At 62.1% G+C, this 24,667-nt stretch carries 25 protein-coding genes; 11 read left to right on the forward strand and 14 right to left on the reverse strand.

The window, feature by feature from the left end; genetic code table 11:
* The first annotated feature begins 90 nt into the window (after nucleotides 1-90).
* From VL202_RS07110 to VL202_RS07125, 4 genes are read left to right on the forward strand one after another with little or no spacing between them, the layout of a single operon-like run.
* Nucleotides 91-1,545, forward strand: a complete 1,455-nt coding sequence (locus tag VL202_RS07110) for an FAD-binding oxidoreductase (protein WP_325463433.1) — start codon at nucleotides 91-93, stop codon at nucleotides 1,543-1,545.
* Nucleotides 1,542-2,324 carry a FadR/GntR family transcriptional regulator gene (locus VL202_RS07115; protein WP_325463434.1) on the forward strand — a complete coding sequence of 261 codons (783 nt, stop codon included), beginning with the start codon at nucleotides 1,542-1,544 and terminating at the stop codon, nucleotides 2,322-2,324. Before VL202_RS07110 ends, VL202_RS07115 begins: the two co-directional genes overlap by 4 nt.
* Nucleotides 2,321-3,064: an SDR family oxidoreductase gene (locus VL202_RS07120; RefSeq protein WP_325463435.1), complete on the forward strand. Its 744-nt coding sequence runs from the start codon at nucleotides 2,321-2,323 to the stop codon at nucleotides 3,062-3,064. Before VL202_RS07115 ends, VL202_RS07120 begins: the two co-directional genes overlap by 4 nt.
* Nucleotides 3,065-3,094: 30 nt before the next feature.
* Nucleotides 3,095-3,943, forward strand: coding sequence for a fumarylacetoacetate hydrolase family protein (locus VL202_RS07125; protein WP_325463436.1), 849 nt, complete (start codon nucleotides 3,095-3,097; stop codon nucleotides 3,941-3,943).
* A 164-nt stretch (nucleotides 3,944-4,107) separates the two neighbouring features.
* Here the strand turns inward: VL202_RS07125 and larB are convergent, their stop codons facing one another.
* Genes larB through VL202_RS07145 form a run of 4 tightly spaced genes read right to left on the reverse strand, consistent with a single transcriptional unit; the run spans nucleotide 4,108 to nucleotide 7,858 of the window.
* Entirely contained in the window at nucleotides 4,108-4,785 is a 678-nt protein-coding gene (gene larB / locus VL202_RS07130; RefSeq protein WP_325463437.1) for a nickel pincer cofactor biosynthesis protein LarB, read from the reverse strand.
* Nucleotides 4,782-5,579: an adenine nucleotide alpha hydrolase gene (locus tag VL202_RS07135; protein WP_325463438.1), complete on the reverse strand. Its 798-nt coding sequence runs from the start codon at nucleotides 5,577-5,579 to the stop codon at nucleotides 4,782-4,784. Before VL202_RS07135 ends, larB begins: the two co-directional genes overlap by 4 nt.
* On the reverse strand, nucleotides 5,576-6,847 hold the full coding sequence (locus tag VL202_RS07140; protein ID WP_325463439.1) for a LarC family nickel insertion protein: 1,272 nt from the start codon (nucleotides 6,845-6,847) through the stop codon (nucleotides 5,576-5,578). The genes VL202_RS07135 and VL202_RS07140 overlap by 4 nt, the downstream gene beginning before the upstream one ends.
* A 15-nt stretch (nucleotides 6,848-6,862) precedes the next feature.
* Entirely contained in the window at nucleotides 6,863-7,858 is a 996-nt protein-coding gene (locus VL202_RS07145) for an NAD(P)-dependent oxidoreductase (RefSeq protein WP_325463460.1), read from the reverse strand.
* Nucleotides 7,859-7,896: 38 nt separating this feature from the next.
* On the opposite strand from VL202_RS07145, the gene VL202_RS07150 reads away from it, so the two are divergent.
* Nucleotides 7,897-8,649 carry a FadR/GntR family transcriptional regulator gene (locus VL202_RS07150; RefSeq protein WP_325463440.1) on the forward strand — a complete coding sequence of 251 codons (753 nt, stop codon included), beginning with the start codon at nucleotides 7,897-7,899 and terminating at the stop codon, nucleotides 8,647-8,649.
* A 4-nt stretch (nucleotides 8,650-8,653) separates the two neighbouring features.
* Here the strand turns inward: VL202_RS07150 and larA are convergent, their stop codons facing one another.
* The 6 genes from larA to VL202_RS07180 form a co-directional block, all read right to left on the reverse strand.
* Entirely contained in the window at nucleotides 8,654-9,946 is a 1,293-nt protein-coding gene (gene larA / locus VL202_RS07155; RefSeq protein ID WP_325463441.1) for a nickel-dependent lactate racemase, read from the reverse strand.
* On the reverse strand, nucleotides 9,946-10,674 hold the full coding sequence (locus VL202_RS07160; protein ID WP_325463442.1) for an ABC transporter ATP-binding protein: 729 nt from the start codon (nucleotides 10,672-10,674) through the stop codon (nucleotides 9,946-9,948). Before VL202_RS07160 ends, larA begins: the two co-directional genes overlap by 1 nt.
* The gene (locus VL202_RS07165; RefSeq protein ID WP_325463443.1) at nucleotides 10,671-11,396 is read right to left on the reverse strand and encodes an ABC transporter ATP-binding protein; all 726 of its coding nucleotides are present in this window, start codon (nucleotides 11,394-11,396) and stop codon (nucleotides 10,671-10,673) included. The genes VL202_RS07160 and VL202_RS07165 overlap by 4 nt, the downstream gene beginning before the upstream one ends.
* Nucleotides 11,393-12,394: a branched-chain amino acid ABC transporter permease gene (locus VL202_RS07170; RefSeq protein ID WP_325463444.1), complete on the reverse strand. Its 1,002-nt coding sequence runs from the start codon at nucleotides 12,392-12,394 to the stop codon at nucleotides 11,393-11,395. Before VL202_RS07170 ends, VL202_RS07165 begins: the two co-directional genes overlap by 4 nt.
* A gap of 33 nt (nucleotides 12,395-12,427) precedes the next feature.
* Nucleotides 12,428-13,297 (reverse strand): branched-chain amino acid ABC transporter permease, encoded by an 870-nt coding sequence (locus VL202_RS07175; protein WP_325463445.1) that lies wholly within the window; start codon nucleotides 13,295-13,297, stop codon nucleotides 12,428-12,430.
* A 138-nt stretch (nucleotides 13,298-13,435) separates the two neighbouring features.
* Nucleotides 13,436-14,653, reverse strand: coding sequence for an ABC transporter substrate-binding protein (locus VL202_RS07180; RefSeq protein WP_414692816.1), 1,218 nt, complete (start codon nucleotides 14,651-14,653; stop codon nucleotides 13,436-13,438).
* Nucleotides 14,654-14,801: 148 nt separating this feature from the next.
* Between VL202_RS07180 and VL202_RS07185 the strand changes: the two genes are divergently transcribed.
* The 3 genes from VL202_RS07185 to VL202_RS07195 are packed head-to-tail and all read left to right on the forward strand — an operon-like array spanning nucleotide 14,802 to nucleotide 17,685.
* Nucleotides 14,802-15,788: an aldo/keto reductase gene (locus tag VL202_RS07185; RefSeq protein ID WP_325463447.1), complete on the forward strand. Its 987-nt coding sequence runs from the start codon at nucleotides 14,802-14,804 to the stop codon at nucleotides 15,786-15,788.
* 40 nt (nucleotides 15,789-15,828) lie between these two features.
* The gene (locus VL202_RS07190) at nucleotides 15,829-16,701 is read left to right on the forward strand and encodes an amidohydrolase family protein (protein WP_325463448.1); all 873 of its coding nucleotides are present in this window, start codon (nucleotides 15,829-15,831) and stop codon (nucleotides 16,699-16,701) included.
* Between the two features lie 6 nt (nucleotides 16,702-16,707).
* A complete protein-coding gene (locus VL202_RS07195; protein WP_325463449.1) occupies nucleotides 16,708-17,685 on the forward strand; it encodes an aldo/keto reductase in 978 nt (325 codons plus the stop codon).
* A 58-nt stretch (nucleotides 17,686-17,743) separates the two neighbouring features.
* Here VL202_RS07195 and VL202_RS07200 read toward each other — a convergent pair whose 3' ends face one another.
* Nucleotides 17,744-18,784 (reverse strand): aldo/keto reductase, encoded by a 1,041-nt coding sequence (locus tag VL202_RS07200; RefSeq protein WP_325463450.1) that lies wholly within the window; start codon nucleotides 18,782-18,784, stop codon nucleotides 17,744-17,746.
* A 230-nt stretch (nucleotides 18,785-19,014) separates the two neighbouring features.
* Between VL202_RS07200 and kduI the strand changes: the two genes are divergently transcribed.
* From kduI to denD, 3 genes are all read left to right on the forward strand, one after another.
* Entirely contained in the window at nucleotides 19,015-19,851 is an 837-nt protein-coding gene (gene kduI, locus VL202_RS07205) for a 5-dehydro-4-deoxy-D-glucuronate isomerase (RefSeq protein WP_325463451.1), read from the forward strand.
* A gap of 5 nt (nucleotides 19,852-19,856) precedes the next feature.
* The gene (gene kduD / locus VL202_RS07210; RefSeq protein ID WP_325463452.1) at nucleotides 19,857-20,612 is read left to right on the forward strand and encodes a 2-dehydro-3-deoxy-D-gluconate 5-dehydrogenase KduD; all 756 of its coding nucleotides are present in this window, start codon (nucleotides 19,857-19,859) and stop codon (nucleotides 20,610-20,612) included.
* Between the two features lie 81 nt (nucleotides 20,613-20,693).
* Nucleotides 20,694-21,674 carry a D-erythronate dehydrogenase gene (gene denD, locus VL202_RS07215; RefSeq protein WP_325463453.1) on the forward strand — a complete coding sequence of 327 codons (981 nt, stop codon included), beginning with the start codon at nucleotides 20,694-20,696 and terminating at the stop codon, nucleotides 21,672-21,674.
* Nucleotides 21,675-21,815: 141 nt separating this feature from the next.
* Here the strand turns inward: denD and VL202_RS07220 are convergent, their stop codons facing one another.
* The 3 genes from VL202_RS07220 to VL202_RS07230 are packed head-to-tail and all read right to left on the reverse strand — an operon-like array spanning nucleotide 21,816 to nucleotide 24,666.
* Nucleotides 21,816-22,568 (reverse strand): ABC transporter permease, encoded by a 753-nt coding sequence (locus tag VL202_RS07220; RefSeq protein WP_325463454.1) that lies wholly within the window; start codon nucleotides 22,566-22,568, stop codon nucleotides 21,816-21,818.
* Nucleotides 22,565-23,503 (reverse strand): ABC transporter ATP-binding protein, encoded by a 939-nt coding sequence (locus VL202_RS07225; RefSeq protein ID WP_325463455.1) that lies wholly within the window; start codon nucleotides 23,501-23,503, stop codon nucleotides 22,565-22,567. Before VL202_RS07225 ends, VL202_RS07220 begins: the two co-directional genes overlap by 4 nt.
* The gene (locus VL202_RS07230; RefSeq protein ID WP_325463456.1) at nucleotides 23,500-24,666 is read right to left on the reverse strand and encodes an ABC transporter permease; all 1,167 of its coding nucleotides are present in this window, start codon (nucleotides 24,664-24,666) and stop codon (nucleotides 23,500-23,502) included. The genes VL202_RS07225 and VL202_RS07230 overlap by 4 nt, the downstream gene beginning before the upstream one ends.
* Between the last annotated feature and the right edge of the window lies 1 nt (nucleotide 24,667).

Raw genomic sequence — 24,667 nt, forward strand, 5'->3', positions numbered from 1 at the left:
CGCTCTTGATGTTCATTATCAGTGTTGTATGATAACCATGCAACTGACGTCATTGTCCAGTTGTTTTCGACCTGACGTGGAGGCCGCTTGATGGACGCCGTTACGATACCCCGCGAAATGCTGCTTGCGACGCTCAAGACAGCCCTTCCCGCCGGTATTCTGCTAAGCGCCAAGGATGATATCGAGCGCTATACACGCGACTGGTCCGGCGATCATTTCGGCATGCCGCTTGCCGTCGCGCGCCCCCGCTCGGTTGATGAAGTCTCTCAGCTTATGCGCTGCTGCAGCGCCAACGCCATTCCGGTGGTGCCGCAGGGCGGGCTGACGGGCCTCGTTGGCGCCGCTGTTGCCGCCCCCGGCGGCGGCGAGGTGGTCATATCGCTGGAGCGGTTGAACAAGCTGCGTTCCATCAGCGCCATCGATTTCGCCATGGTGGTCGAGGCCGGCTGTATTCTGGAAGAGGCCAAGCGCCATGCGGAAGCCGAGGACTGCATCCTGCCGATCACCTTCGGCGCGCAGGGCAGCTGCCGCGTCGGCGGCAATGTCGCCACTAATGCCGGCGGCTTTAATGTGCTGCGTTATGGCATGACCCGCGATCTCGTGCTCGGGCTGGAGGTCGTGCTTGCCGACGGGCGGGTCTGGAACGGGCTGAAGCTTCTGCGCAAGGACAATCGCGGCTACGACCTGAAGCAACTCTTCATCGGCAGCGAAGGTACGCTTGGTATCGTCACAGCCGTATCGCTGAAGCTGTTTCCGAAGCCGACGCAGGTGGAGACGGCGCTGGTCGGCCTTCGCTCGGTCGAGGACGCGATGGCGCTCTATGCGCGCGGGCGGCGCGAATGCAGCGATCTTCTGACGGCCTTCGAGCTGATCCTGCGCGGCGGCATCGATATCGCGCTCGGCGCGCGCCCCGGTCTGCGGGATCCGCTGTCGGAAGTCTGCCCCGTCTATGTGCTGATCGAGGCCTCCGCCGGCGGCCGTGTCGATCTGCGCGCTATCCTGCAGGATTTCTTGATCAGCGTCGACGATCTCATCGTCGACGGCGTCGTTGCAGCCAGCCGGGCGCAGGGCGACCAGCTCTGGCTACTGCGGGAACTGATGGTGGAAGCCCAGGGACGCGGCGGCCGTTACCTGCGCACCGACGTCTCCGTACCGATCTCGATGCTCGCCGGTTTCGTCGAAGACACGTTGGCCGCGCTCGAAAAAAGCCATCCACATGCACTGGCGGTGACCTATGGTCACGTTGGCGACGGCAATATCCATCTCAACGTCGTGCCGCCGGTCGACATGGACGCGGATGCAATCGAAACGCTCTTCCATGAAACCGAGGAAGTGATTTTCGATGTCGTGGATCGCTATGGTGGATCGCTGAGTGCGGAACATGGCATCGGCAAGGTCAAGCAGGAGGCTTTCCTGAAGCGCATCGATGAAGTTTCGCTTGATCTTGCAGGCCGGATCAAGGATGCGCTGGATCCAACGGGTATCATGAGCCGGGGAAGAATTTTTCTGCCGCGTGCACATAGTAGGAAAGCAGGTGAGCGATGACGCTGAAACTCGACAAGGTCAATCGCGGCCCGCACCTCTCCACGCTCGTCGCCAGCTCCATTTCGCGCGAGATCGCCCAAGGGCGGCTGAGCCCGGGCGATCAGCTGCCGACCGAACAGGCCCTGGCGCAGACCTTCGGTGTCAGCCGCAACGTGGTGCGCGAAGCCATCGCGCGCCTGCGCTCCGAAGGGCGCATCTGGTCACAGCAGGGCCGCGGCGCCTTCGTTGCCGATGTGCCGAATTCCACCGTTCTCACCATCGATCACGATTCGCTGCAGCAGGCCGATGCCTTCGGGAATCTCTTCGAAATCCGCGGCATCCTGGAAGTCCAGGTCGCGGCACTGGCAGCCAAGCGCCGCACGGAAGCCGATCTTGCCGCCATGCGCGAGGCCTTGGCGACGATGGCCGCTGCCCCCTATGGCAGCGTAACCTGGCTGAAGACCGATCTGGAATTCCACAAGACGGTCGCCGCGGCAACGCAGAACACCTACATGGTGCCGTTCCTGATGTTCGCCTCCGAGCGGGTGCGCGACAGCATTCTAGCCTCCGGCAACCAGCAGCGCTCCGACGATCTGGCCAGCATCACGCTCGGCGAACACCAGCAGATCCTCGATGCCATCGAGGCCGGTGATCCGGAGGCTGCGCAGCGGGCCATGCATCTGCATCTGGCGGGTGCCGCACAGCGTGTCGGACTGTCTCTGGCAGATGATCCGGCAGATATCAAACCGGGCTCGCTGAGCGCGGCCATTCAGGAAACGTCCAAGGATACCCAGAAATGACAGGCAGACTTGAAGGAAAGACAGCGGTCGTCACGGCCGCTGGCCAAGGCATGGGCCGTGCGGCCGTTCTGGCCTTTTCACGCGAAGGCGCAACGACGATCGCCACCGATATCGACGCATCGAAATTGCAGTCACTCGAGGGACTGCGCGGCGTCACGACGCGGGCGCTCGATGTGCTGAACCCAAAGGCGATCACCGATTTCGCCGGTGATATCAAGGCGCCCGATATCCTCTTCAATTGTGCAGGCTATGTCCATAACGGCTCCATCCTGGAGTGCGACGAGGACGCGTTCGATTTCTCGGTGAACCTCAATGTGCGGGCGATGTACCGCATGATCCGCGCGTTCCTGCCCGGCATGATCGACAATGGCGGCGCCTCCATCGTCAACATGGCCTCGGTTGCCTCGACAGTGATCGCCGCCCCCAACCGCTTCATCTACGGCACCACCAAGGCAGCCGTCATCGGCATGACCAAGTCGGTGGCGCTCGATTACGTCGGCAAGGGAATCCGCGCCAATGCGATCTGCCCCGGTACGGTCGAAAGCCCGTCGCTGCAGGACCGCATGCGGGCTACCGGCGATTACGATGCCGCGCGTGCTGCTTTCATCGGCCGCCAGCCGATGGGCCGGCTTGGCACGGCGGAGGAAGTCGCCGAACTTGTCGTTTTCCTCGCCAGCAATGAATCGGCCTTCATGACCGGCAATGCCATTGTCGTTGACGGCGGTTGGTCGAACGCCTGATCATCATTTCATTTTTTATAGGACATCATCATGAAACTTCTTCGTTATGGCCAGCCGGGCGCCGAAAAGCCCGCACTTCTCGATGCTGACGGTAATGTCCGCGATCTCTCGGGACATGTCGGCGATATCACCGGCGCGGCTCTGACGAACGAAGGCATTGCCGCGATCGCCGCGATTGATCCTAAAAGCCTGCCGCTGGTCGAAAACCCCGGCCGGCTCGGCCCCTGCGTGTCGCGCGTCGGCAAGTTCATCTGCGTCGGCCTGAACTATGCCGACCATGCCGCCGAGACCGGCGCCAAGATCCCGGAAGAGCCGATCCTGTTCATGAAGGCGACCAGCGCGATCACCGGCCCGAACGACAATGTTATCATCCCGCGCAACTCGAAGAAAACCGATTGGGAAGTCGAGCTTGGCGTCGTCATCGGCGACGAGGCGCGCTACGTGACCGAAGCCGACGCGATGAACCATGTTGCCGGCTATTGCCTGATCAACGACGTATCCGAGCGCGCATTCCAGTCGGAGCGTGGTGGACAGTGGACGAAGGGCAAATCGGCCGACAGCTTCGGCCCGATCGGCCCCTGGGTTGTGACGCGTGACGAGATCGCCGATCCGCAGAACCTGAAGATGTGGCTGACGGTCGATGGCGTGTCGCGCCAGAACGGATCGAGCAAGACGATGATCTTCACCGTGCCATTTCTCGTGCACTACATCTCGCAATTCATGAGCCTGCAGCCGGGGGACATCATCTCCACGGGCACGCCTCCCGGCGTCGGGCTCGGCATCAAGCCGGACCCGATCTTCCTGCATGCCGGCCAGACCATTAAGCTCGGCATCGAGGGTCTCGGCGAGCAGCAGCAACTGACGGTCGATGCGGCCTGACCTTCTCGAAAGAGTCGCGGTTCGCCCCTCAACTCCGTCGTCATGGTCGGGCTTGACCCGACCATCTGCGGTTTTGGCAGGCGCTGAGGGGTCCTGGGCTCAGGGCCGAGGATGACGGAGTGCGGAAGAACGCTCGTGGTGCAAAAGCAGGCCGACGACGCCTGTCAACCGGGATCGCGCATCCTTGCGGCGCTTGCCAGAATACGCAGGGCGGCGCAGGCCGCTCCGTAGCCGTTGTCGATATTGCAGACGGTGATCCCCGGCGCACAACTGACCAGCATGGCGTTGAGCGCCGTTCGCCCACTCTCCGCAGCCCCGTAGCCGACCGATGTCGGCACGCAGATCATCGCCGACGAGACAAGGCCGCCGAGCACGCTGGCCAGCGCGGCATCCATGCCGGCGACGGCGATCACCACCGGATGCCGGCGGATGTCGTCCAGCCGCTCGGTCAGTCGCCAAAGGCCGGCCACTCCGACATCGACGATCAGTGAGGCTTCGATGCCGGCATGGCGCAGGGTACGCGTCGCCTCGCGAGCAACCGAAGCATCGGATGTCCCGGCCGCGACGATGGCGACGGTGCCGCTTGATGCGACAGGCCGCAGCGGGCCGAAAAAAGCGGTCTGCGAGACCGGGCAATAGTCGGCCCGTTCCCGATGCGCGGGTGAAAGTGCGGCCAGCTTGTCCATGTCGAGACGCGTGAGAAGCAGACCGGCATGTCTTTGCGCCGCGCCGTCCAGAATGGCATCGATCTGCGCGGGCGATTTCATCTGGCAGAAGACTGCCTCGTCGAGGCCGATCCGCTCGGCGCGACCGAAATCGAAGACAATGTCGTTGCCGCTCATGGTTTTGCACCGATGAATGCGCTGCCGTTGCGATAGGCGGCAAAGGCGATGGGCTTATTTGCCAAGGCATCTGGCAGGAGGCTGCCGATCAACGCGGCAAGGGCCGAACGCTTGGATGGGCTTGCAGTATCGAGGCTCAATGCATCGAGTTCAACGACGATCCCGGCTTGCCGGACGCGGCAGCGCACGGTTCGGGGAGAGAGCCTCTCCGCAACGAGCAGTTCCACCGCATGGATGGCTTGCAGCGTCTCCGGCTCGATCCGGATCAGTGTTTCGACCCGGCTCGATAGACAGGGCGAGGCGGGGAGTTCGGAGAGGTCACCGAGACCGAGACTGCGGGCAAGCGCCCGCACCCCGCTCTTGTCGATCCGGGCTTCGAGATAGGGATGACGAACGGAATATCGCCGGGCGGCATCCAATCCAGGCCGGTATTCGCCGAGATCGTCCGTGTTCGCGCCGGACAGAATCTGCCGGTCGGTCAGGTCGGCGATCGTGCCGTAGAGATTGCCCTTGCAGAAAAAGCAGCGGTTGAGCGGATTGCTGCGATATTTCTCGTCCGCCAGTTCGCCGGCGTCGATCACGCACAGATCCCATCCTTCGATCAAGGCCCAGTGCCTGACGCGCTGCGTCGCCTCGGGTGGAACGGCGGCGGACGCGGCATGCATCATCGTCACCTGATCGCGGCCAAGCATGCGGTTCGCGAGAACCGCGAGCGTCATAGAATCGACGCCGCCGCTGACGGCAACCGTTGTTGGACCGATGTCGCGGAGAATATCGCGCAGTGCGTCGATCATCCTGCGTCCTCCGTCTTGTCACCCATTTCTACCGTCCTGCGGATCGTGTCACGCGCGCTCTTGCCGGTAATATCGGCAAGGTCATCGGCTTCGATTTTCATGGTCGGGCCGCCGGGCCGTATCGCCGTCTTGGTGCGGAATGACTTGCCGTCTCTTTGAATTTCCCCTGCCTCGCGCGGCAGCATCAGGCGTTGGACCAGTGAATGCCGGATGCCGATCGTGCTGGTTTCCTCGAAAACCCGCCGCGCAACGGCCTGCAACGCATTCGCTCGCGTTAGAACACGCACATGCGCCATCATTCGCCCCTTCTTGCCGAACACCGGCGCCTGCACCACGTCGAGCACGCCGTCCTGCGCCCGCAGGTGGTCAATCCCATGGGCAAGATCCTCACCGGTCTGGTCGTCGGTCTCGAACTCGATCACGGCGATCGTTTCTGTCGTGACAACATCCTCCATCGTTTCGAAGCAGAGAATGCGCAGGCAGTTGCTGATACCCGGCAACGTGCGCGTCCCGAAACCGTGGCCGGACGTGACGAGGGTGCGGGGCGAGGGCGGAGCGGGTTCCCTGCACAGATAGCGAAGGATCGCCGCGCCCGTCGGGGTAACCCGCTCGCCGCCGATACCGTCGTCGATGGTCGCGAAATCCTGCATCAGCAGCGCTGTCGCGGGAGCAGGGACCGGCAACAGCCCATGTGCGGTCCGCACCCGACCGGAGCCGAGCGGCAGGGGACCCACCGTCCATGTTGCAGCATCCAGCTGTGCGATCAGACAGGCCGCGCCAACAATATCGGCAATCGAGTCCCAGGCGCCGACTTCGTGGAAGCTGATCTCGTCTGGCGCGGTTCCATGCACCTTCGCCTCCGCCTCAGCCAACAGCGCGAAAATGCCAATCGCGTGCCGGATGACGGCGGCATCGATCTGTGCGGTCTCCAGCGCCGATCGGATGTCCCGCCATGCGACGTGATCATGGGCGCGGTGGTGAGTTTCATCTTCGGCGTGATCGTGGCGGTGATGATCGTCATGATGCCCGTGGGGATGGCGATGCGGCGGAGTTTCTGGGCGATCATCGGCGCGGTCGACCAGAAACCGCCGCCCCGCTAATACACCGTCATTGTGTTCGACGACCGCGACGGAAACATCATCGATCAGCGGGCACCGTGACAACGTTTCACGCAGGCCGGCTTCGAGGTCCGGCCGTATGTCGAGGATTGCGGCAATGAACATGTCGCCGGCAATGCCGCCGACGGGGTCGAGGTGAAATGACTTCATTCGTCTTTGCCTGTCCTAGCGTATTGGAAGCGGATTTGTCAGCGACACGCCGTTCAGTCCGGCAATCACGTCCGAAAGTGCCGGAACGAAAGCCTCGCCATGACCGGTTGCAACGGCGGTGGCAAAGCTGTTGCGTACGGCTGCGCCGATCGGGTTGGCGACATCAGCGGATTGGGCGAAGGAGGCCAGATAGGACATGTCCTTCAAGGCGTTGACCATTGCGAAACGCTGGGCATTCTCGTTGCGGTTCAGCACGAAATCGAAGAAGGCCTGATAGAAGGAGCAGTCCATGCGGCTGCCGCGAATGACGCTGTCGAAGACCTGCGGCGTCAGCCCCGCCTTGACGCCGAGGGTCAGCGCCTCGGAATAGATCGCCGAATAGCCCATGGAGATGAAGTTGTTGAGAAGCTTCATCGTGTGGCCACTGCCGGTCGGACCGGTATGGATGACGCGTGCCGCAAAGGCATCGAGAACCGGTTTCGCCCGAGCGAAAACCTCCGACGCACCACCCGACATCACGTCAAGTTTGCCTTCCGCGGCCTCTTTTGGCGTGCGGGCGAGGGGGGCGTCGATCAGGATAATGCCTGTTGTGGCCAGATCGGCGGCGAGCGTAACGGTCGTCGAGGGATTGGATGTCGAGCAATCGATGATCAGCAGCGGCTTGCCGGCGGAGGCAAGGCCATCCGGTCCCTTGATCGCCTGCTCTACCTGTGGCGATCCGGTGACGCAGAGCACGACGATGTCGCTCGCCTCTGCCAGTTCCCTGCCAGTCCTTGCCTCGGCGGCGCCCTTGGCGACAAGATCGTCAACTGCTTCCCGGCGGCGATGGGCAAGCACTGTCAGCGGAAACCCTTTGGTCAGGAGGTTAGCCGCCATTCCGGAGCCCATGGCACCGATGCCGATAAATCCGATCCGTTCGTTCATGACGTCTTCTCCCGGTTGGTTCGGCCCTGCGTTTGCGAGCCTCTTTTGCTTTTTTTGCTGCCATCGGATAGCAGGAGTGAAATGGATTTCGCGGAAAGGGCTCGCGTGGAAGGGTCACTGAGACGATGACGGAAAAGGAAGGGGCGTTTTTCAACGCCATCCAGCATACGCCCAACCTGCGCAGCGGACTGGTCGATACGCTGATCGCGCAGATCGAGTCCGGCGATCTTGCGCCCGGTCAGCGCTTGCCGACCGAACAGGCGATCATGACGGCGACCGGCGTCAGCCGCACGGTCGTGCGCGAGGCGCTGGCATCGCTGCGCGCCAAGGGATTGATCACGACGCGTCAGGGGCTTGGCGCCTTTGTCTCCAACGATCCCAACCCACGGTCCTTCTCCATCGTTCCCAACGATCTCGAATCGATCGAGGAAGTCATCAGCGTACTGGAACTGCGTATCGGCATCGAGGTCGAGGCGGCCGGGTTCGCAGCGCTCAGGCGCACGGATGAAGATCTGGAACGCATGCAGGCGAGGCTCGATGCACTCGATGCGTCCATTCTTGCCGGTGGTTCGGGAGCTGCCGAGGATTTCGCCTTCCATCGAGCGATCCTGGTGGCGACGCAGAACTCCTACTATGCCCGGCTGTTCGATACGTTCGGCAACCTGATGATCCCGCGGCAATGGGCAAGGTTCGACACAATGGGGCCGGCCGAGCGTCAAAAGCACATGGCTCGCATGCGCCGCGAACACGGCGCCATCTTCGCGGCCATCCGCGACCGTGATGAGAACGCAGCTCGAAAGACGCTTCGCAGCCATCTGGCGCGAAGCGCCGCCCGGTTCGCGGAACTTCGTGATCATACCGGCCAGCCGACGGCCTGAACGGTCAAATTGAGAACTGCGGAATGACATACGGGCCCTCCGGGATGACGGCCACCTGACGGTCGCCGCTGCGCTCCATGCTCTTTGCTATCGCCTCGGTGAGGTCGCCGATCATGGTCACGCCGGTTAGCGTCCTATCCTCTCCTGCAAGACCCGTGGTGTAGAGTTCGATGCGGCCGACCCGCATCGGCTTCAGTTGCATCTCCGTCTGCCATTCGTCGATCTCGGCAAGTGATTTTGCGGTCAGCGTCGCCAGGAATCGTTCAGGCCCGAGTTCGACCAGGCGCGCCTGCGCCTCGCGAAATTCATGCGAACCGAACCCTTCCGAACACTCGGAAACCATGATCAGCGTGCCGCCGGGCTTGAGAATGTCGAGCGGCGTTACCATGCCCTTGATCGTCTGATAGTAGGTCTTGTCGAGCGGGTAGCCGGCGGACGAGGTGACGACGGTGCCGTATTTTCTGGGCAGGCCGATGCGCGTTGCGTCGCTGACGAAATCGACGGCCGCCGCGTGGCTGGCGATGATTTCGCCGAAGGTGACGCAGACGAGGTCGCGCTCCTCGTCGAGAACGGTGTTCAGCGCGTAGACCTCGCCCAGCAGCTTGACGATTTCTAGCTGCTCCTCATGCAGCGGATTGCCGATCAGGTTGCACTGGACGGCGAGGGGATCTTCCATGAAGCGGGCGGAGTGAAAGGTGCGGATTGTCTCGTGATGGGCGACGCCTGGCGCGATGACTTTGCGGCCACCAGACCAGCCGGCCATGAAATGCGGCTCGACCAGCCCGGTGGCAATGCGAAGATCGGCTTCGACGAACAGCTTGTCGAGCTTGACCGGCGTATGCCGTGTCGGCGTGAAGCCGAGGTCGATATGGTCCTCTTCGTTGCGGGCATAGTGGTTTTCGACGCGCACGGTTTCGAGAACCCACGGATCGCCGACCAGTTCCGCCAGTTCCTCGCCGAGATTGGGGCGATGCAGCCCGGTCGCCACCAGCACGGAGATGTTTTCTCGCGGGATGCCGCCAGAAAGCATGGTCTCGATCATCGGGCGCAAAAAGAGATGGTTCGGGACAGGGCGGGTGATATCGCAGATCAGGATGCAGGCGCTGTTGCGACCCGTGACAAGCTGCGACAGAGGCGCGGCAGCGATCGGGTTTTCGAGCGCCTCGATCACGACCGCCTTCGGATCGCCGATCTTTGGCAAAGGCTGCTTGCGGATGATCGTCGGTTCGGCACCTTCGGGCATGTGCACGCTCAGGTGACCACGTCCATAGGAAACCGCAATCGTGTCGTTTTGCATCAGGCCGTCTCCTTGATCCCGCCAAGATAGAGTTCGCGCATCAGCGACATATCCCTCAGCTCTTCGATTGGCCCGGAGATGGCGATCCGGCCATTTTGCATCAGATACCCACGCGCAGCGACGGAAAGGGCAAGCCCGGCATTTTGTTCGACCAGCAGCACCGACGCGCCGAAGCGTTCGCCGATGTTGAGGATGATCGCCTTGATCTCCTTGACGAGAAGCGGCGAGAGGCCGAGCGAAGGCTCGTCGAGCAGAAGCACCTTCGGCCTTGCCATCAGGCCGCGTGCGATTGCCAGCATCTGTTGCTGGCCGCCGCTCAGCGATCCACCCTTGTCGTTGCGTTTGGCGGCAAGGATCGGAAAGAAGGATTCCATCGTCTTCACATCGGCATTGATGCCGTCGGCGTCGCGGCGGGTATAGGCGCCGAGCCGCAGGTTTTCCTCGACCGTCATGTCCGCAAAGATGCGCCGCCCTTCCGGCACGAGCACGACGCCGCGTTTGGCCATCACGTCCGGCGGTTGGCCGGTGACGGTCTCACCGTCGAAGGTGATCAGGCCGGCGCGGGGTTTTACCAGCCCGGCGATGGTGCGCAGCAGTGTCGATTTGCCGGCGCCATTGGGACCTAGAATGGTGATGATCTCGTTCTTTTCGAGCGTCAGCGATGCATCGCGATTGACGATTGTCGGACCATAACCGGTGGTGACGTTGGACACGGAAAGCAGGGTCACAGTTCACCTCCAAGGTAGACTTCGAGTACCTTCGGGTCGTGCAGCACGTCGGCCGTAGGCCCATCGGCAATCTTTGAGCCGAAATCGAGTACGGCGAGCCGCTTGCAGAGCATCTGCATCAGCTTCATATCGTGATCGATGACGCAGACGCTGATGCCGTGCGCCGGAAATTGCTGGACGAGACCCACCAGTGCCGCTGTCTCGCGATCGTTGAGACCCGCCGCGGGTTCGTCGAGCAAAAGCAGCGATGGCCGGGTCGCAAGCGCAAGCGCAAGTCCAAGCAGGCGTAGGCTGCCGAAGGGCAGGATGCCGGCTTTCTCGCCGGCAAGGCCGGGTATGCCGACGAACTCCAGCAGCGATATCGGTGTTGGCCAGGCGAAGTTTGCGCGCGCGGACGCGGCGGAATGCTCGGTGGCGATCTGGACGTTTTCCAGCACGGTCAACCCCGGAAAGGCCATGGCCTGCTGGAAGGTATAGCCGATGCCGTTGCGCGAGATCTGGTTGGCGGGGATGCCGGTAATGTCCTTGCCCTTCCAGGTCACGGTGCCGGCGGTTGGCTTGTGGACGCCGGTGACGACGTTGAAGAGCGTCGTCTTGCCGGAGCCATTCGGACCGACCACCCCCAGGATTTCGCCTTCGTTGATCGTAAGATCGACGCCGGACAGCGCGGTGACGCCGCCAAACTGCTTGCGCAGCCCCCTGATATCGAGAATGGCATTCATCGGCCGACCTCCGAAACATTGCCCGCTGCCGGCGTGCGCTTCGACATCTTGACGAGCCAGGTCCAGCCATCGGCAATGCCGGCGATCAAGCCGTTGGGCAGGAAAAGAATGACCGCGATCAGGCAGACACCGTACAGAATTCGGGACTGGACCGGATCGAGGTTCAGGACTTCCGGCAGGAAGGAGACAAGGATGCCGCCGGCGAGTGGGCCGAGCAGCAGGCGGGCACCGCCGATCATGACCATCAGCGCCAGATAGATACTCGGGAAGGAGGCGAACTGGCCGGGCGAGATATGACGCAGGAAATAGGCGAGCAGCACGCCGGAAACGCCGGCAAAGACGCCGCTGACGATGAAGGCGCCGATCTTGTGGCGGCCGACATTGATGCCCAGTGCAGCCGCCAGTTTCTCGTTTTCGCGGACGGCGCGCAAGGTGCGGCCATAGGACGAATTGATGATCGCCCAGCTTGCGACCGCGCTGATCGTCACGAAGGCGACAACGAGCAGGTAGAAGTGCGGCAGGGTATCGAGGTCGGCGCCGAACATCGTCACTGGCTTGCCCATGTCGAGGCCGCTGGCAGCGCCGGTATAATCGCCGCCGTTGGTGAGGACGATCGTCAGCAATTGTCCGAAGGCGAAGGTCATGATGACGAAGTGGTGGCCGCTGACGCGCAGCGACGGAATGCCGATGATCGCCGCGACAATGGCGGCCATGACGCCGGCGACCGGAATGGACACCCAGAAGTCGATGTCGAAATCGCGCGCAAGAAGGGCCGCCGTATAGGCGCCGACGCCGACCAGCGCCGCATGGCCCATCGACAGGATGCCGGTCTGGCCGAACAGCACGGAAAGGCCATAGAGCGCGATGATGTTGATGCCGGCCGAGATGGCGAGTGACAGAAAGCGGTTGCTCGGGGAGAACAGCGGAACGAGCGCCAGCAGTAACAGCACGATGAGGACCGGTGCAAGCGAGCGCAGGGAAGAGACGGATTTGATCATTGTGTCTGACCGATCATGTTCATTAGCCCTCCATCAGGCCATTTTCGGGCCGCTGGTTCCCCCGAAGAGACCATGCGGACGGAACAGCAGGACGAGGATCATCAGGCCGAAGGAATAGGCGTCGGTCCATTCGGAAAAGCCGTAGCCGGCGCTCAAGCCTTCGACGATGCCGAGGATCAATCCGGCTGCGACAGCGCCCGACAGATTGCCGAGTCCCCCGATCAATGCGACGGCAAAACCCTTCATCACCATGGTGCCACCGGTGAACGGCGTGATCGGGAAAAGCGCAATCAGCAGGCCGCCGCCAAGGCCGGCCAGCGCGCTGCCAAGCACGAAGACGCCGGTAATGTAGCGGCGCACGGGAATGCCCATCAGCGCTGCCGTATCGCGATCCTCGACGCTGGCGCGCAGCGCCCGGCCATAGCGACTGCGGGTGATCATGACATAGGTCATGGCAACGACCGCGATCGTCATCAGGATGACCATCACCCGGACGGAAGCGATGCGCACGCCGCCGATTTCCCACACGGTCGTCACCGGACGTGGAATGCTCTTCTGGTTGGCATTCCAGAACAGGATGACGATGTGCTGGAGGACGACGATCAGGCCGAGCGAGACGATGAAACCGTTCGTCGGCCGTTCCAGCGTGAAGCGGAAGATGACGCGCTCCAGCACGAAGCCCATGAGAGCCACGGCAATCACACCAAGGACGAGGGCTGCCGGGAAGGGAAGACCGTTGCTGACGGCAAGCCAGGTGACGATGCTGCCGACCATCAGGAATTCGCCATGGGCAAAGTTGATGATGCCGGTCAGCCCGAAGATGAGGGTGACGCCGATTGCGATCAGCGTGATGACGCTGGCGATCGACAAGCCATTGAGGATCTGCTGAAGGAGAATATCCACGGTTGCTCTTCCGTCATGTTCCATGCTGCCCCTGAAAGCTGCGCAGCCTTTGTTTCAGGCGGTTGTCTGCCGGGCGCGGACGTCCGGCAGACGGAAGGTGACGCTCAAGGAGTGTCGTCGCCTTCTCTGGGAGAGACCTTATTGCGGAGCCTTTTCCGGAGGCTGCTGCATCGAGCAGGTGATATCGCCGCCCGGTGCCGCGGCGCAGACTTCGGTCGCATGGGTGACCTGGTGCGTCTCGTTGAAGGCGATGCTGTCTGACACCACGCCGGAATATTTCATCGACATCAGTGCATCGACAGTCTTGTCCGGATCGAAGGAGCCAGCCTTTTCCCAGGCCTTGGCGAGGAAGTGGACGTAATCATGATAGAGCAGCGAGACTGACGAGGTGACGCCATGCGGTGCGCCAGCCGCGAAATAGGCGTCGAAATACGGCTTCGAACCAGGGTTGGACGATGCGCCCCAGCAGATCGGCACGCAGCTCATCGCCACCGGAACGTCGGCGGTCAGGCCGCGTTCCTTCCAGATGCCGGGGTCCACGCCGAACATGAAGTAGCTCTTCGCCGCGCCAAGCTCGAGGGCCTGCGGCAGCGCCGTCAGCGTCGAGTCGCCGTTATACCAGAAGTGTATGATGTCAGGATCGTAGCTCTTGGCCTTGGTCAGGAAGGGCGAGAAATCCGTCGTTTCCGGCGGATAGAAGATGATGTCCGGAACCTCCTGGCCTTCCGCCTTCAGCGCCGTGATGTAGAAGGATGACAGGAATTGGCCGGTTGCATCATTGCCGGCAATGACGACCGACTTCTTCGGCTTGGCGCCGAGCAGGGGCTCAAGCAGGTTGAGAACACCGCGTGCCGTCGATCCCGAACGCTGGAATTCCTGCGGTTCCGACTGGAAGAGGTAATGGTTTGCGCCGCCGGCCTTGACGGCTTCCGGGGTCAGGACCTTGCCGAGCGTCGAATTTCCGGCGAAATGCATGACCTTGGCAGGTTGGGTGATTTTCGCCATGGCCAGTGTGAAATCGTGGGATTCCGATCCGAAGATCGCCGCAACCTTTTCGTCGCGCACCAGTTCCTGCGTTGCCGCGATCGCTGTCGCGATATCCGTTCGGTCGTCGCGCTTGACCATTTCGAGCTTGTAATTCTTACCGCCGACATTGATGCCGCCGGCATCGTTGATCTGCTTGACGGCCAGGCCGACGCCGGCCGGAAGTGTGTGGCCGGCGGAAACGAAGGCGCCGGATTCAGCGGCGACGACGCCGATCTTGATTGTATCTCCTGTGTCCTGGGCAAGCGCTGGAAGTCCGGACGCGCCAAGGCACAGCGCCAGTGCGGCGCTCCTCACTAGATTGCTTTTCACGGTTTTCATCCTCCCGATGAATTTTGCAGTCTTGCAGGGTTGTCGTACAACCCTGTTTTCTGATAATACTGGAAACAGAGGATGTCAAGCGACTGCGGCTTGCGCCCCACCCGGCAGAAAGCCGGCTAAAGCAGCGAGGGAGAACACCATGCGATCCAGACCATTTGGCCGGACAGGCCGCAACGTCAGCGAAATCGGCTTCGGCGCCTGGGCGATCGGTGCCGCCTGGGGCGAGATCAACGACGATGACGCCATCAAGGCGCTGCATGCCGCGCTGGACAGCGGCGTCACCTTCATCGACACGGCCGATGTCTATGGCGACGGTCATTCCGAGCGGCTGATCGCCAAGGCCATGAAGGAGCGCGGCGGCGAGCGGCCGTTCATCGCCACCAAGGCCGGGCGTCGCTTGTCGGAGCAGACCGTTGCCGGCTACAGCGCCGACAACCTTACGTCCTATGTCGAGCGCAGCCTGAAGAATCTTGAAACCGATACACTCGACCTGGTGCAATTGCATTGCCCGCTCACCGACCTCTATTACCATCCCGAAGTGTTCGAGCGGCTCGACCGGCTCGTCGAGCAGGGCAAGATCCGCAATTACGGTGTCAGCGTCGAACGCGTCGAGGAGGCGCTGAAGGCGATCGAATATCCCGGCGTCGTCAGCGTGCAGATCATCTTCAACGCCTTCCGCCAGCGTCCCGCCGAGCGGTTTTTCGCACTGGCGCAGGAAAAGAACGTCGCGATCATCGCCCGCGTGCCACTGGCCAGCGGCCTGCTCTCCGGCAAGTTCAAGCGCGACACCAAGTTCGAAACGACGGACCACCGCCTGTTCAACCGTAATGGAGAAGCCTTCGACGTCGGCGAGACCTTCTCCGGCGTGCCCTATGAAGTCGGCCTCGATGCAGTGGAGCGTATCCGTCCGCTGGTCTCCGGCGATACGACGATGGCCAAGTTCGCCCTGCGCTGGATCCTGATGTTCGATGCCGTCACCGTCGCCATTCCCGGTGCCCGCAATCCGGCCCAGGCCCAGTCCAACGCCGAAGCGGCTGCCCTGCCGGCGCTGTCGAAGGATGTGATGGAGAAGATCGTCCAGATCTATGACGAAGAAATCCGCAAACACGTCCACCAGAAGTGGTGAGACAGGCCCGGCTATCAACACGAGATCAACGGACATCATCATGCCCATCATCGATTCACATCATCACTTCTGGGACCCTAAGAGCGGCGGAGATTATGGCTGGCTTAGTGGTCTCTTCGAGCCGATCGACCGCGTTTTCGAGCCGGCCGATCTTCGCCCGTCGCTTGAGGCCAACGCGGTTTCCGGCACGGTCCTCGTGCAGACTTGGAACGACCTGGGTGAGACATGGGATTTCATTGGCACGGCGGCAGAGACGGATTTCGTCGCCGGTGTCGTCGGCTGGGTCGATCTGACCGACCCGGATGTCGGTCAGACGCTGGCCCAACTGAAGGCAAGCCCGAACGGCAAGTGGCTTGTGGGCGTCCGCCATCTCATCCAGACGGAAAGCGATCCCAACTGGCTTTTGCGCAACGACGCGCTGCACGGGTTGCGCGCCGTCGAAAATGCCGGGCTGGTTTATGATCTCGTCCCCAACCTGCCGCAGCTTGCCTCCTGCGTGCGCACCGTCGAAGCGTTTCCGAACATGCGCTTCGTGCTCGACCACATTTCCAAACCGAATATCCGAGAGCGGGATTTCGATGGCTGGTCACGGCTCATGCGTGGTTTTCGCGCCGAACGGGATCATGTCTGGTGCAAACTCTCCGGCATGGTCACGGAAGCGGATTGGCAGAACTGGACGCCGGAAGACCTCAAACCCTATGTCATGGAAGTGCTGGATATTTTCGGCGCCGATCGCTGCATGTTCGGAACCGATTGGCCGGTCTGCCTCGTCGCCGGAAGCTACGACCGCGTGGTTGACGCCCTGCGGGAATGCCTGGAGGATCTCGGCGAAAGCGATCTCGACAAGATCTTCGGGGCAAATGCCATCGAGGCCTATCGGCTGCCGGGTTTCTCATTCCGGCAGGACGGGTGATCGATCATGGCAAACGATGATCATCGCCGCATCGGCTTTGCGTCCCGGCTCGGTTTCGGCGCCAGCGGCATCGGCACGCTCTATCGGGACGTCCCGGAGGAGGCTGCGCGGCAGGTTCTGGCGACGGCCTATGACGCGGGCCTGCGCTATTTCGATACTGCACCGCTCTATGGCCACGGCCTGAGCGAACTCCGGCTCGGTCAATATCTGCGCACCGTGCCGCGCGACAGCATCACCGTCTCGACGAAGGTCGGCCGGTACATGCTGCCGCCGCGCGGGGAGGCGGTGGATTACGGGCTCTGGACCTCTCCGTTGCGGCTGAAACCTGTGTTCGACTACAGCTATGACGGGACGATGCGTTCGCTGGAGCAGTCTGCCAACCGCCTCGGCTTTCCGGATTTCGATCTCGTCTATATCCACGACGTCGACCGGTTCACCCATGGCGAGGCCTACGATCGGCGTTTCGGCGAGGCCATGGAGGGCGCCCACCGGGCGCTCGACGAGCTGCGCAAGGCCGGCCATGTCAAGGCGATCGGCGTCGGCGTCAACGAAAGCGACGTTGCGACGCGGTTTGTCGAGGCGGGGCAGTTCGATGCGGTGATGATCGCCGGGCGCTATACCTTGCTGGATCATAGTGCTGCCGATGATCTTTTTCCTGCCGCCGAAAAGGCCGGCACGGAAATCGTCGTGGCCGGCGTGTTCAACTCCGGCATCCTGGCAACGGGGTCGGACAAGAGAACTGCAACCTACGACTACGGCGCGCCGCCGGCGGAGATCACGGCACGGGCGCAACGGATCGAGCGTATCTGCGGAAAGCACGACGTGCCTCTGCAGGCCGCCGCCATCCAGTTTCCATTCCGCAACAGGCTGGTATCGGCAGCGGTTCTCGGGATGAGCAGGCCGGAGCGGATCGCGCAGAACCTGGAATGGTCGAAATACGCGATACCGGATGCATTCTGGACCGACATCGACGGTCTTCGCTAAATCCAGCCTGCCTTTAATGACACGCTGCCGGATTTCCGTCCGGCGGGGTGTCGTCGTTTCAGGCCGCGGCACCCAACGGCAGCGGCGAGCCGGATTCGACAAGGCCTTCGGCCATCAGGTCGCCCCAAAGGGCAGCCGGAATGTTGACCCGCATGTAATCCAGATTCTGGGTCAGTTCGGCGACCGATCGCGCACCCGGGATGACGCTGACGACGGCCGGATGGCCGAGCGGAAACTGCAGCGCCGCTGCGGGCAGGGGAACACCGTGGCGGTCGCACACGGCCTCGATCCGCCGGACACGGTCGAGCACATAGGCAGGCGCCGCGCGCGTGTTGAAGGTGGCGCCGTCTCTGGCGCCGGTGGCAAGAATTCCGGAATTATAGGGGCCGCCGATGACGATCTTGGTGCCGCGCTCTTCGCAGACCGGGAAGAGAACCGATAGCGGCTCCTGTTCCAACAGGGTGTAGCGCCCGGCCAGCAGGAAATAGTCGAAATGGCCGGCAACGACGAAATCCGACAGCATCTGCCACTGGTTGATGCCGACGCCGACCGCCTTGATCACTCCCTGCGACCGAAGCTCGTCTAGCACGACATAGGCACCGTCCATCGCCTCGCGAAAACGGCTGCGGGCATAGGGGTCTTCGCCCGGCGCGAAATGAATGGCCTCGTCGGGGTCGTGGATCGCCAGCATGTCGATATAGTCGGTACCGAGCCGTTTCAGCGTGCTTTCGATCGAGCGCAGGACGCCGTCGCGGGAATAGTCGAAATCCGCCCGGAACGGTGGCGCTTCGTCCCATAATTGCGGCGTCATCTCGGACGGCGGAATGGGAACGAGATCGTATCCGACCTTGGATGAGATGACGATCTCGTTGCGCGGCAGCGACTTGATCGCCTCGCCCAGGCGGCTTTCCGCCAGGCCGAAACCATAGACCGGGGCCGTGTCGAAATAGCGGATACCGTTCTCATAAGCCGCATGCACGGTCGCATAGGCATCCTGCGGGTCGGTGGAACGATACATGTTGCCGAGCCCGGTTCCTCCCAGCCCCATCGTGGTGACGCTCAAGCCGTCCGTCACGGCCCTCGACAGAATTTTCTTCATTTCAACTCCCTGTACCCTCGTCTCCGCGGGCAGCCATGTTCGATCAATGTCCTTATGCGGCCCGACGCCAAGGCCGTATAAAGACATTGACATAAAACTTGTCGTACAACAAGGTAAGAGGATGATAGAGTGAAGCGACGATGCGCGTGTGGCGCCTCCGGCACCGCACCTATCGAACGGGGCGACCGGAATCTCCGAGCGGATCGCCTTGATAAAAAGGGATGGAAACGATGAAAATTGACGTACGGCACGCCTCGCACCCGGAGGCGGTCCGGGCCTTCGATACCGAAATGCTCAGGGAACAGTTTCTCGTCGAAACGATCTTCGAGCCGGGTGAAATCGTCCTCACCTATTCCCACTATGATCGCATGGTGCTGGGCGGTGCGACACCGCTTGCCACACCTCTCGCCCTGTCCGCGCCAAAATCCCTCGGCCAGGAGACCTTCCTTGCCGAACGTGAACTCGGCGCGCTCAATATCGGCGGCCCGGGCCGCATTCGTCTCGATGGAACGATCTACGATCTCGCCCGGCTCGATTGCCTCTACATCGGCAAGGGCATCACCGAAGTCCTGTTCGAAAGTGCCGATCCGAAAAATCCGGCAAAATTCTACCTCGTCTCGGCGCCCGCCCATGCGATCCACCCGACCGTGCATCTGACGCCCGAGAAGGCTCGCCGGATGAAGGTCGGGGCGCTGGAGACGGCCAACAGGCGTTCGATCTTCCAGTTCATCCACCCGGAGGTCTGCCAGTCCTGCCAGCTGACCATGGGCTTCACGATGCTAGAGCCGGGCAGCGTCTGGAACACCATGCCTTCCCATACGCATGACCGTCGCATGGAAGCCTATCTCTACTTCGATGTTCCCGCGGACCAGCGGATTTTCCACTACATGGGCGAACCGACGCAGACACGGCATCTGCTGGTGGGCAACGAGCAGGCAGTCATTTCGCCGCCCTGGTCGATCCATTCCGGTGCCGGGACCAGCAATTACAGCTTCATCTGGGCCATGGCCGGCGACAACAAGAATTTCACCGACATGGACCATGTCGCAATCGGCGAGTTGAGGTAACCAGCATGGCAAATCCTTTCGATCTCTCCGGCCGCACCGCCGTCGTGACCGGGGCCAATACCGGCATCGGCCAGGGTATCGCGGTGGCACTGGCACAGGCGGGCGCCACCATCGTCGCCGTCGGCCGCTCTTCGATGGACGAAACCGGAGCGCTGGTGCGCCAGGCCGGCGCCGAATTCCACGCGATAGCTGCCGATCTCGGTTCCATCGATCCGGTCAAGCCGATCGTCGCCGAAACCCTCAAGACATTTGGAAGCATCGATATCCTGGTCAACAATGCCGGTATCGTCCGTCGCGCCGACGCGATCGATTTTACCGAGGAAGACTGGGACGCTGTGATGAGCATCAACCTGAAGACTGCGTTCTTCCTGACCCAGGCCGCCGCGCACAACATGCTTGAAAAGGGCAGGGGCAAGGTTATCAACATCGCCTCGATGCTGTCCTTCCAGGGCGGCATCCGGATTCCGTCCTACACGGCCTCGAAGAGCGGCATTGCCGGGCTGACCAAGCTTCTGGCCTGCGAATGGGCGGTTAAGGGTGTCAACGTCAATGCCATCGCCCCCGGCTATTTCGTCACCAACAACACGATGGCGTTGCGGGAAGATCCGGAGCGCAACAGCAGCATCCTCGCCCGTATCCCGGCAGGCCGCTGGGGAAGTCCGGCGGATATCGGTGGTGCCGCTGTTTTCCTGGCATCTTCCGCATCGGATTACGTGCATGGTACCGTGCTGCCGGTAGATGGCGGCTGGCTGGCGCGATGAGCAAGGCCTTCCGGTGGCACGGGCCAGCATTCTGCTACGGACCCGGCATCGGTCGTGCTTTCGAAACGAAAGGTGAATAGGATGCATGTGCTGATCATTGGAGCGGCCGGGATGATCGGCCGCAAGCTTGCCGCCCGTATTGCTGCGGATGGTAAGCTGTCGGACCAACCGGTCGACAAGCTGACCTTGGCCGATATCTTTCCACCGGGTATTCCCGCCGGATTTTTGGGCGAGGTCACGACCGAGATCGTTGACCTTTCCGAGGCCGGACGCGCCAAAACTTTGATCGCTCAGCGGCCGGATGTCATTTTCCATCTTGCGGCCATCGTTTCAGGCGAAGCGGAGATCGATTTCGCCAAGGGTTACAGGATCAATCTCGACGGAAGCCGGCTGCTGTTTGAAGCGATCCGGGCAGAGAGCGAAGCGAACGGCTATTTTCCGCGGCTGGTCTTCTGTTCGTCGCTTGCCGTTTTCGGCCCGCCCTTCGCCTCACCGATCACCGACGAATTCCTGACGGCGCCGACAACAAGCTATGGAACGCAGAAAGCCATCACCGAGATGCTGCTGGCCGACTACAGTCGTCGCGGCATCTTCGACGGCGTCGGCATCCGCCTGCCGACGATCTGCATCCGGCCCGGAAAGCCCAATGCGGCGGCATCCGGGTTCTTCTCCAACATCCTGCGCGAGCCGCTGGTCGGTCAGGAGGCGATACTGCCGGTCGCGGATACGGTTCGCCACTGGTTCGCCAGCCCGCGCTCCGCCGTCGGCTTCCTTCTGCACGGCGCATCCATCGATCTGTCCGGCCTTGGCGTGCGGCGAAACCTGATCATGCCGGGTCTTTCCGCGACGGTCGCGGACCAGATCGAAGCGCTTCGCGACGTGGCGGGCGAAAATGCCATCACGCTCATTCGCCGTGTGCCGGACGAACGCATCAAGATGATCGTTGACGGCTGGGCTTTCGACTATGCACCGGCGCTGGCGCTATCGATGGGCTTTCGAGCGGAAAGCACCATGGCTGAGATCATTCGCATTTATGTGGAGGATGAACTTGGTGTTCCATGAAAATTCGGGACAGCGGTCGCCCTTATCAATTCGGGCAAGGTCGATAGGAAGGCATTGCTCACGGACATATACCGCATCGGTGAGGCCGTCGCGGACTTCGAAGTGGCCGTCGATCGGAGCAAATCAATGAAAATCCACCGCTTATTTTCGCGCCGATTGTCCCGCGCGGCGCGCCAATAACCGTTCGATCGCTGAAAGGCTGTCATAAATCAGTACGGCCAGTGCGCCGACGATGAGGCCGCCCTGCAACACAAAGGCGATATTGTTGGATTGCAGCCCCGCGATGATAACCTCGCCGAGCGTTTTTGCCGCAACCGTCGAGCCGATCGTCGCGGTGGCAAGGCTGATCACCACCGAGAGCCGGATGCCGGCGAGGATAACCGGCATCGCCAGCGGCAGCTCGACCTTGAACAGGCGTTGCCTGTCCGTCATGCCGGAGCCGCGCGCCGCCTCCATCACAGAGGCCGACACGGTGGTCAGCCCCGTCAGCGTGTTCTCGAAGATCGGTAGCAGGCCGTAGAGAAACAGCGCCATCAGCGTGGGCTTTTCACCAAAACCTAAGATCGGGACGGCAAGCGCCAGCACGGCCACGGGCGGAAAAGTCTGGCCGATACTCACCAGGCTGCGCGACAGCGGCAGGAACTCCACACCGAACGGCCGCGTCACCAGAATAGCGAGTGTAACGGCGACAATGATGGCGCCGACGGTCGCGATCGCCACCGTGCGCAAATGCAGGAGGGTCAGTGTCAGCAAACTGCCCTGATTGTAGATCGCCGGGGCATTGTCCTGCACCAGCGGCTTCAGCAACGGATCGAACCAGTCGGGCGAGACGAGGAAGGCGATGAGTGCCGCCAGCAACAGGCCACGCAGGATATGCGGTATCCAGGCCGTCATTGCGGTTTGGCCGCGCGCCGGGCCAGCGCTTCCAGTGTCACCCGTCCAAGGATCGTGCCATCGGCATCAGCCACCGGCAGGGCGTTTCGGCCGGTCCAGAGCATTTCCGACAGCGCGTCTCGCTGGCTCATTGCCGCCGCGACCGGTTCCCCGCTGGCCATGCCCAGCTCCACCGCCTCTCCAGCCGTTTCGATCGACAGAAGCCGGAATGGCCGTTCGCTGGCGCCGATCAAGGTCTGGACGAATTCGGTCGCCGGGTTTTTGACCAGTTCGGCGGGTCTGCCGTATTGAACGAGTTTGCCCTTGTCCATCACCACAATCTTGTCGGCGAGGTGAAAGGCTTCATCCATATCGTGGGTCACCAGAACGATCGTGGTTTTCAGCACCTTCTGGATATCGAGAAGATCGGCCTGCGCCTTTGCCCGGATGATCGGATCGAGCGCCCCGTACGGTTCGTCCATCAAAAGGATGTTCGGTTCCGCCGCCAGTGCCCGCGCCACGCCGACGCGCTGCTGCTGACCACCGGAAAGCTCGTGTGGAAACCGCCCGGCAAAGATGGCGGGATCGAGCTGGAACAGCGCCAGAAGCTCGGCCACCTTGGCATCGATCCGCGCCTTGTCCCAGCCGAGCAGCACCGGCACCGTGGCGATATTCTGGCTGACGGTGCGATGCGGAAAAAGGCCGTGTCCCTGGATGGCATAACCGATGCGCCGGCGCAGTTCGTGGCCCGGCATGGCCCGGTTGTCCTCGCCGTCCATCCGGATCGTGCCCTCCGTCGGCTCGACCAGCCGGTTGATCATCCGCAGAAGCGTCGTCTTGCCCGAGCCGGAAGTGCCGACGATGACCGTTACCGTGCGCGGCTCGATCGTCATCGTCACATGATCGACGACGGTATTGCCATCATAGCGCTTGGTGACCCCGTTGATTTCGATCATGCGGTCCTGCCTCTGTTTTGCAACGGAGCATTCATTTCGATGAGGGCATCGAGAACGATGGCGGCGGCAAAAGCCAGCACCACCGTCGGCACTGCCCCCAGCAGCACCAGATCCGTCGCCGTCTGCCCAATACCCTGGAAGACGAAGACGCCAAAACCGCCACCGCCGATCAGCGCCGCGATTGTCGCAAGCCCGATATTCTGGACGAGAACGATACGGATGCCGGTGAGGATGACCGGCAGGGCGAGCGGCAGTTCGACGCGAAACAGCCTTTGGCGATCCGTCATGCCGATCCCCCGCGCCGCCTCGTTGGCCTCGCGCGGCACACCGGCAAGCCCCACCACCGTGTTGGCAACGACCGGCAACAACGAATAAAGAAACAGAGCGACGAAGGCGGGCGCTGCCCCGACACCGCGAATGCCGATCGCCGCCGCGCCCGGCACGTTGGCGGCGATCCAGCCGAGCGGCGCGATGAGGATGCCGAACAGCGCGATGGACGGGATCGTCTGGATGAGGTTCAGCGTATTCAGAACACCGGCCCGCAGCGGCGCAACCCGGTGGCAGAAGATGCCGAGCGGCAGGCCGGCAACGACCGAGCCAAGCAGCGAACCGAGCGCCAGCGCCACGTGCCTGCTCGCCTCCGTCCAGAACACGTCGGCACGGCCGGCATATTCCTTGAGGATCGACAGGCCATCCCAAAGCCCCGACATCAGGACGACAGCTGCTCCACCCAGCGTGATCGCAAGCAACAGAACGCGCACGATCGGCCTTGGCTTGAGCCGGGTGATCGAATCGGCGGCCAGAAGCGCATAGGCAAACAGCAATATCCAGAAACCGGACGCTGGCGAGACACGCGCATAGGTGTTTTCCGCCGGCGTCAGGTACGTTACCGTCATGCCGATGAAAAGAACGACGGCGACTACGCCGAACGATGAAGCCAGGAGTCGCAGCAGCGCCGGTGTCTTCAGGAGAATGAGGGCGGCTGCAGCGAGCATCAGACTCAAGAATATGATGCCCATGCCGCTCGGCAAGGCCTCGAGGATCGGCTTTGCGTCGCCTGGGACGATACGATTGGCGCGAAAGGTCGCAAACGGCGCGACCAGCGCGCCGTAGGCAATCAGCAGCGCGATGATCACGCCGAGCTTATCCAATCGAAGGTTCACA

It is taken from the genome of Pararhizobium sp. (assembly GCF_035497515.1).
Classification (GTDB): domain Bacteria; phylum Pseudomonadota; class Alphaproteobacteria; order Rhizobiales; family Rhizobiaceae; genus Pararhizobium.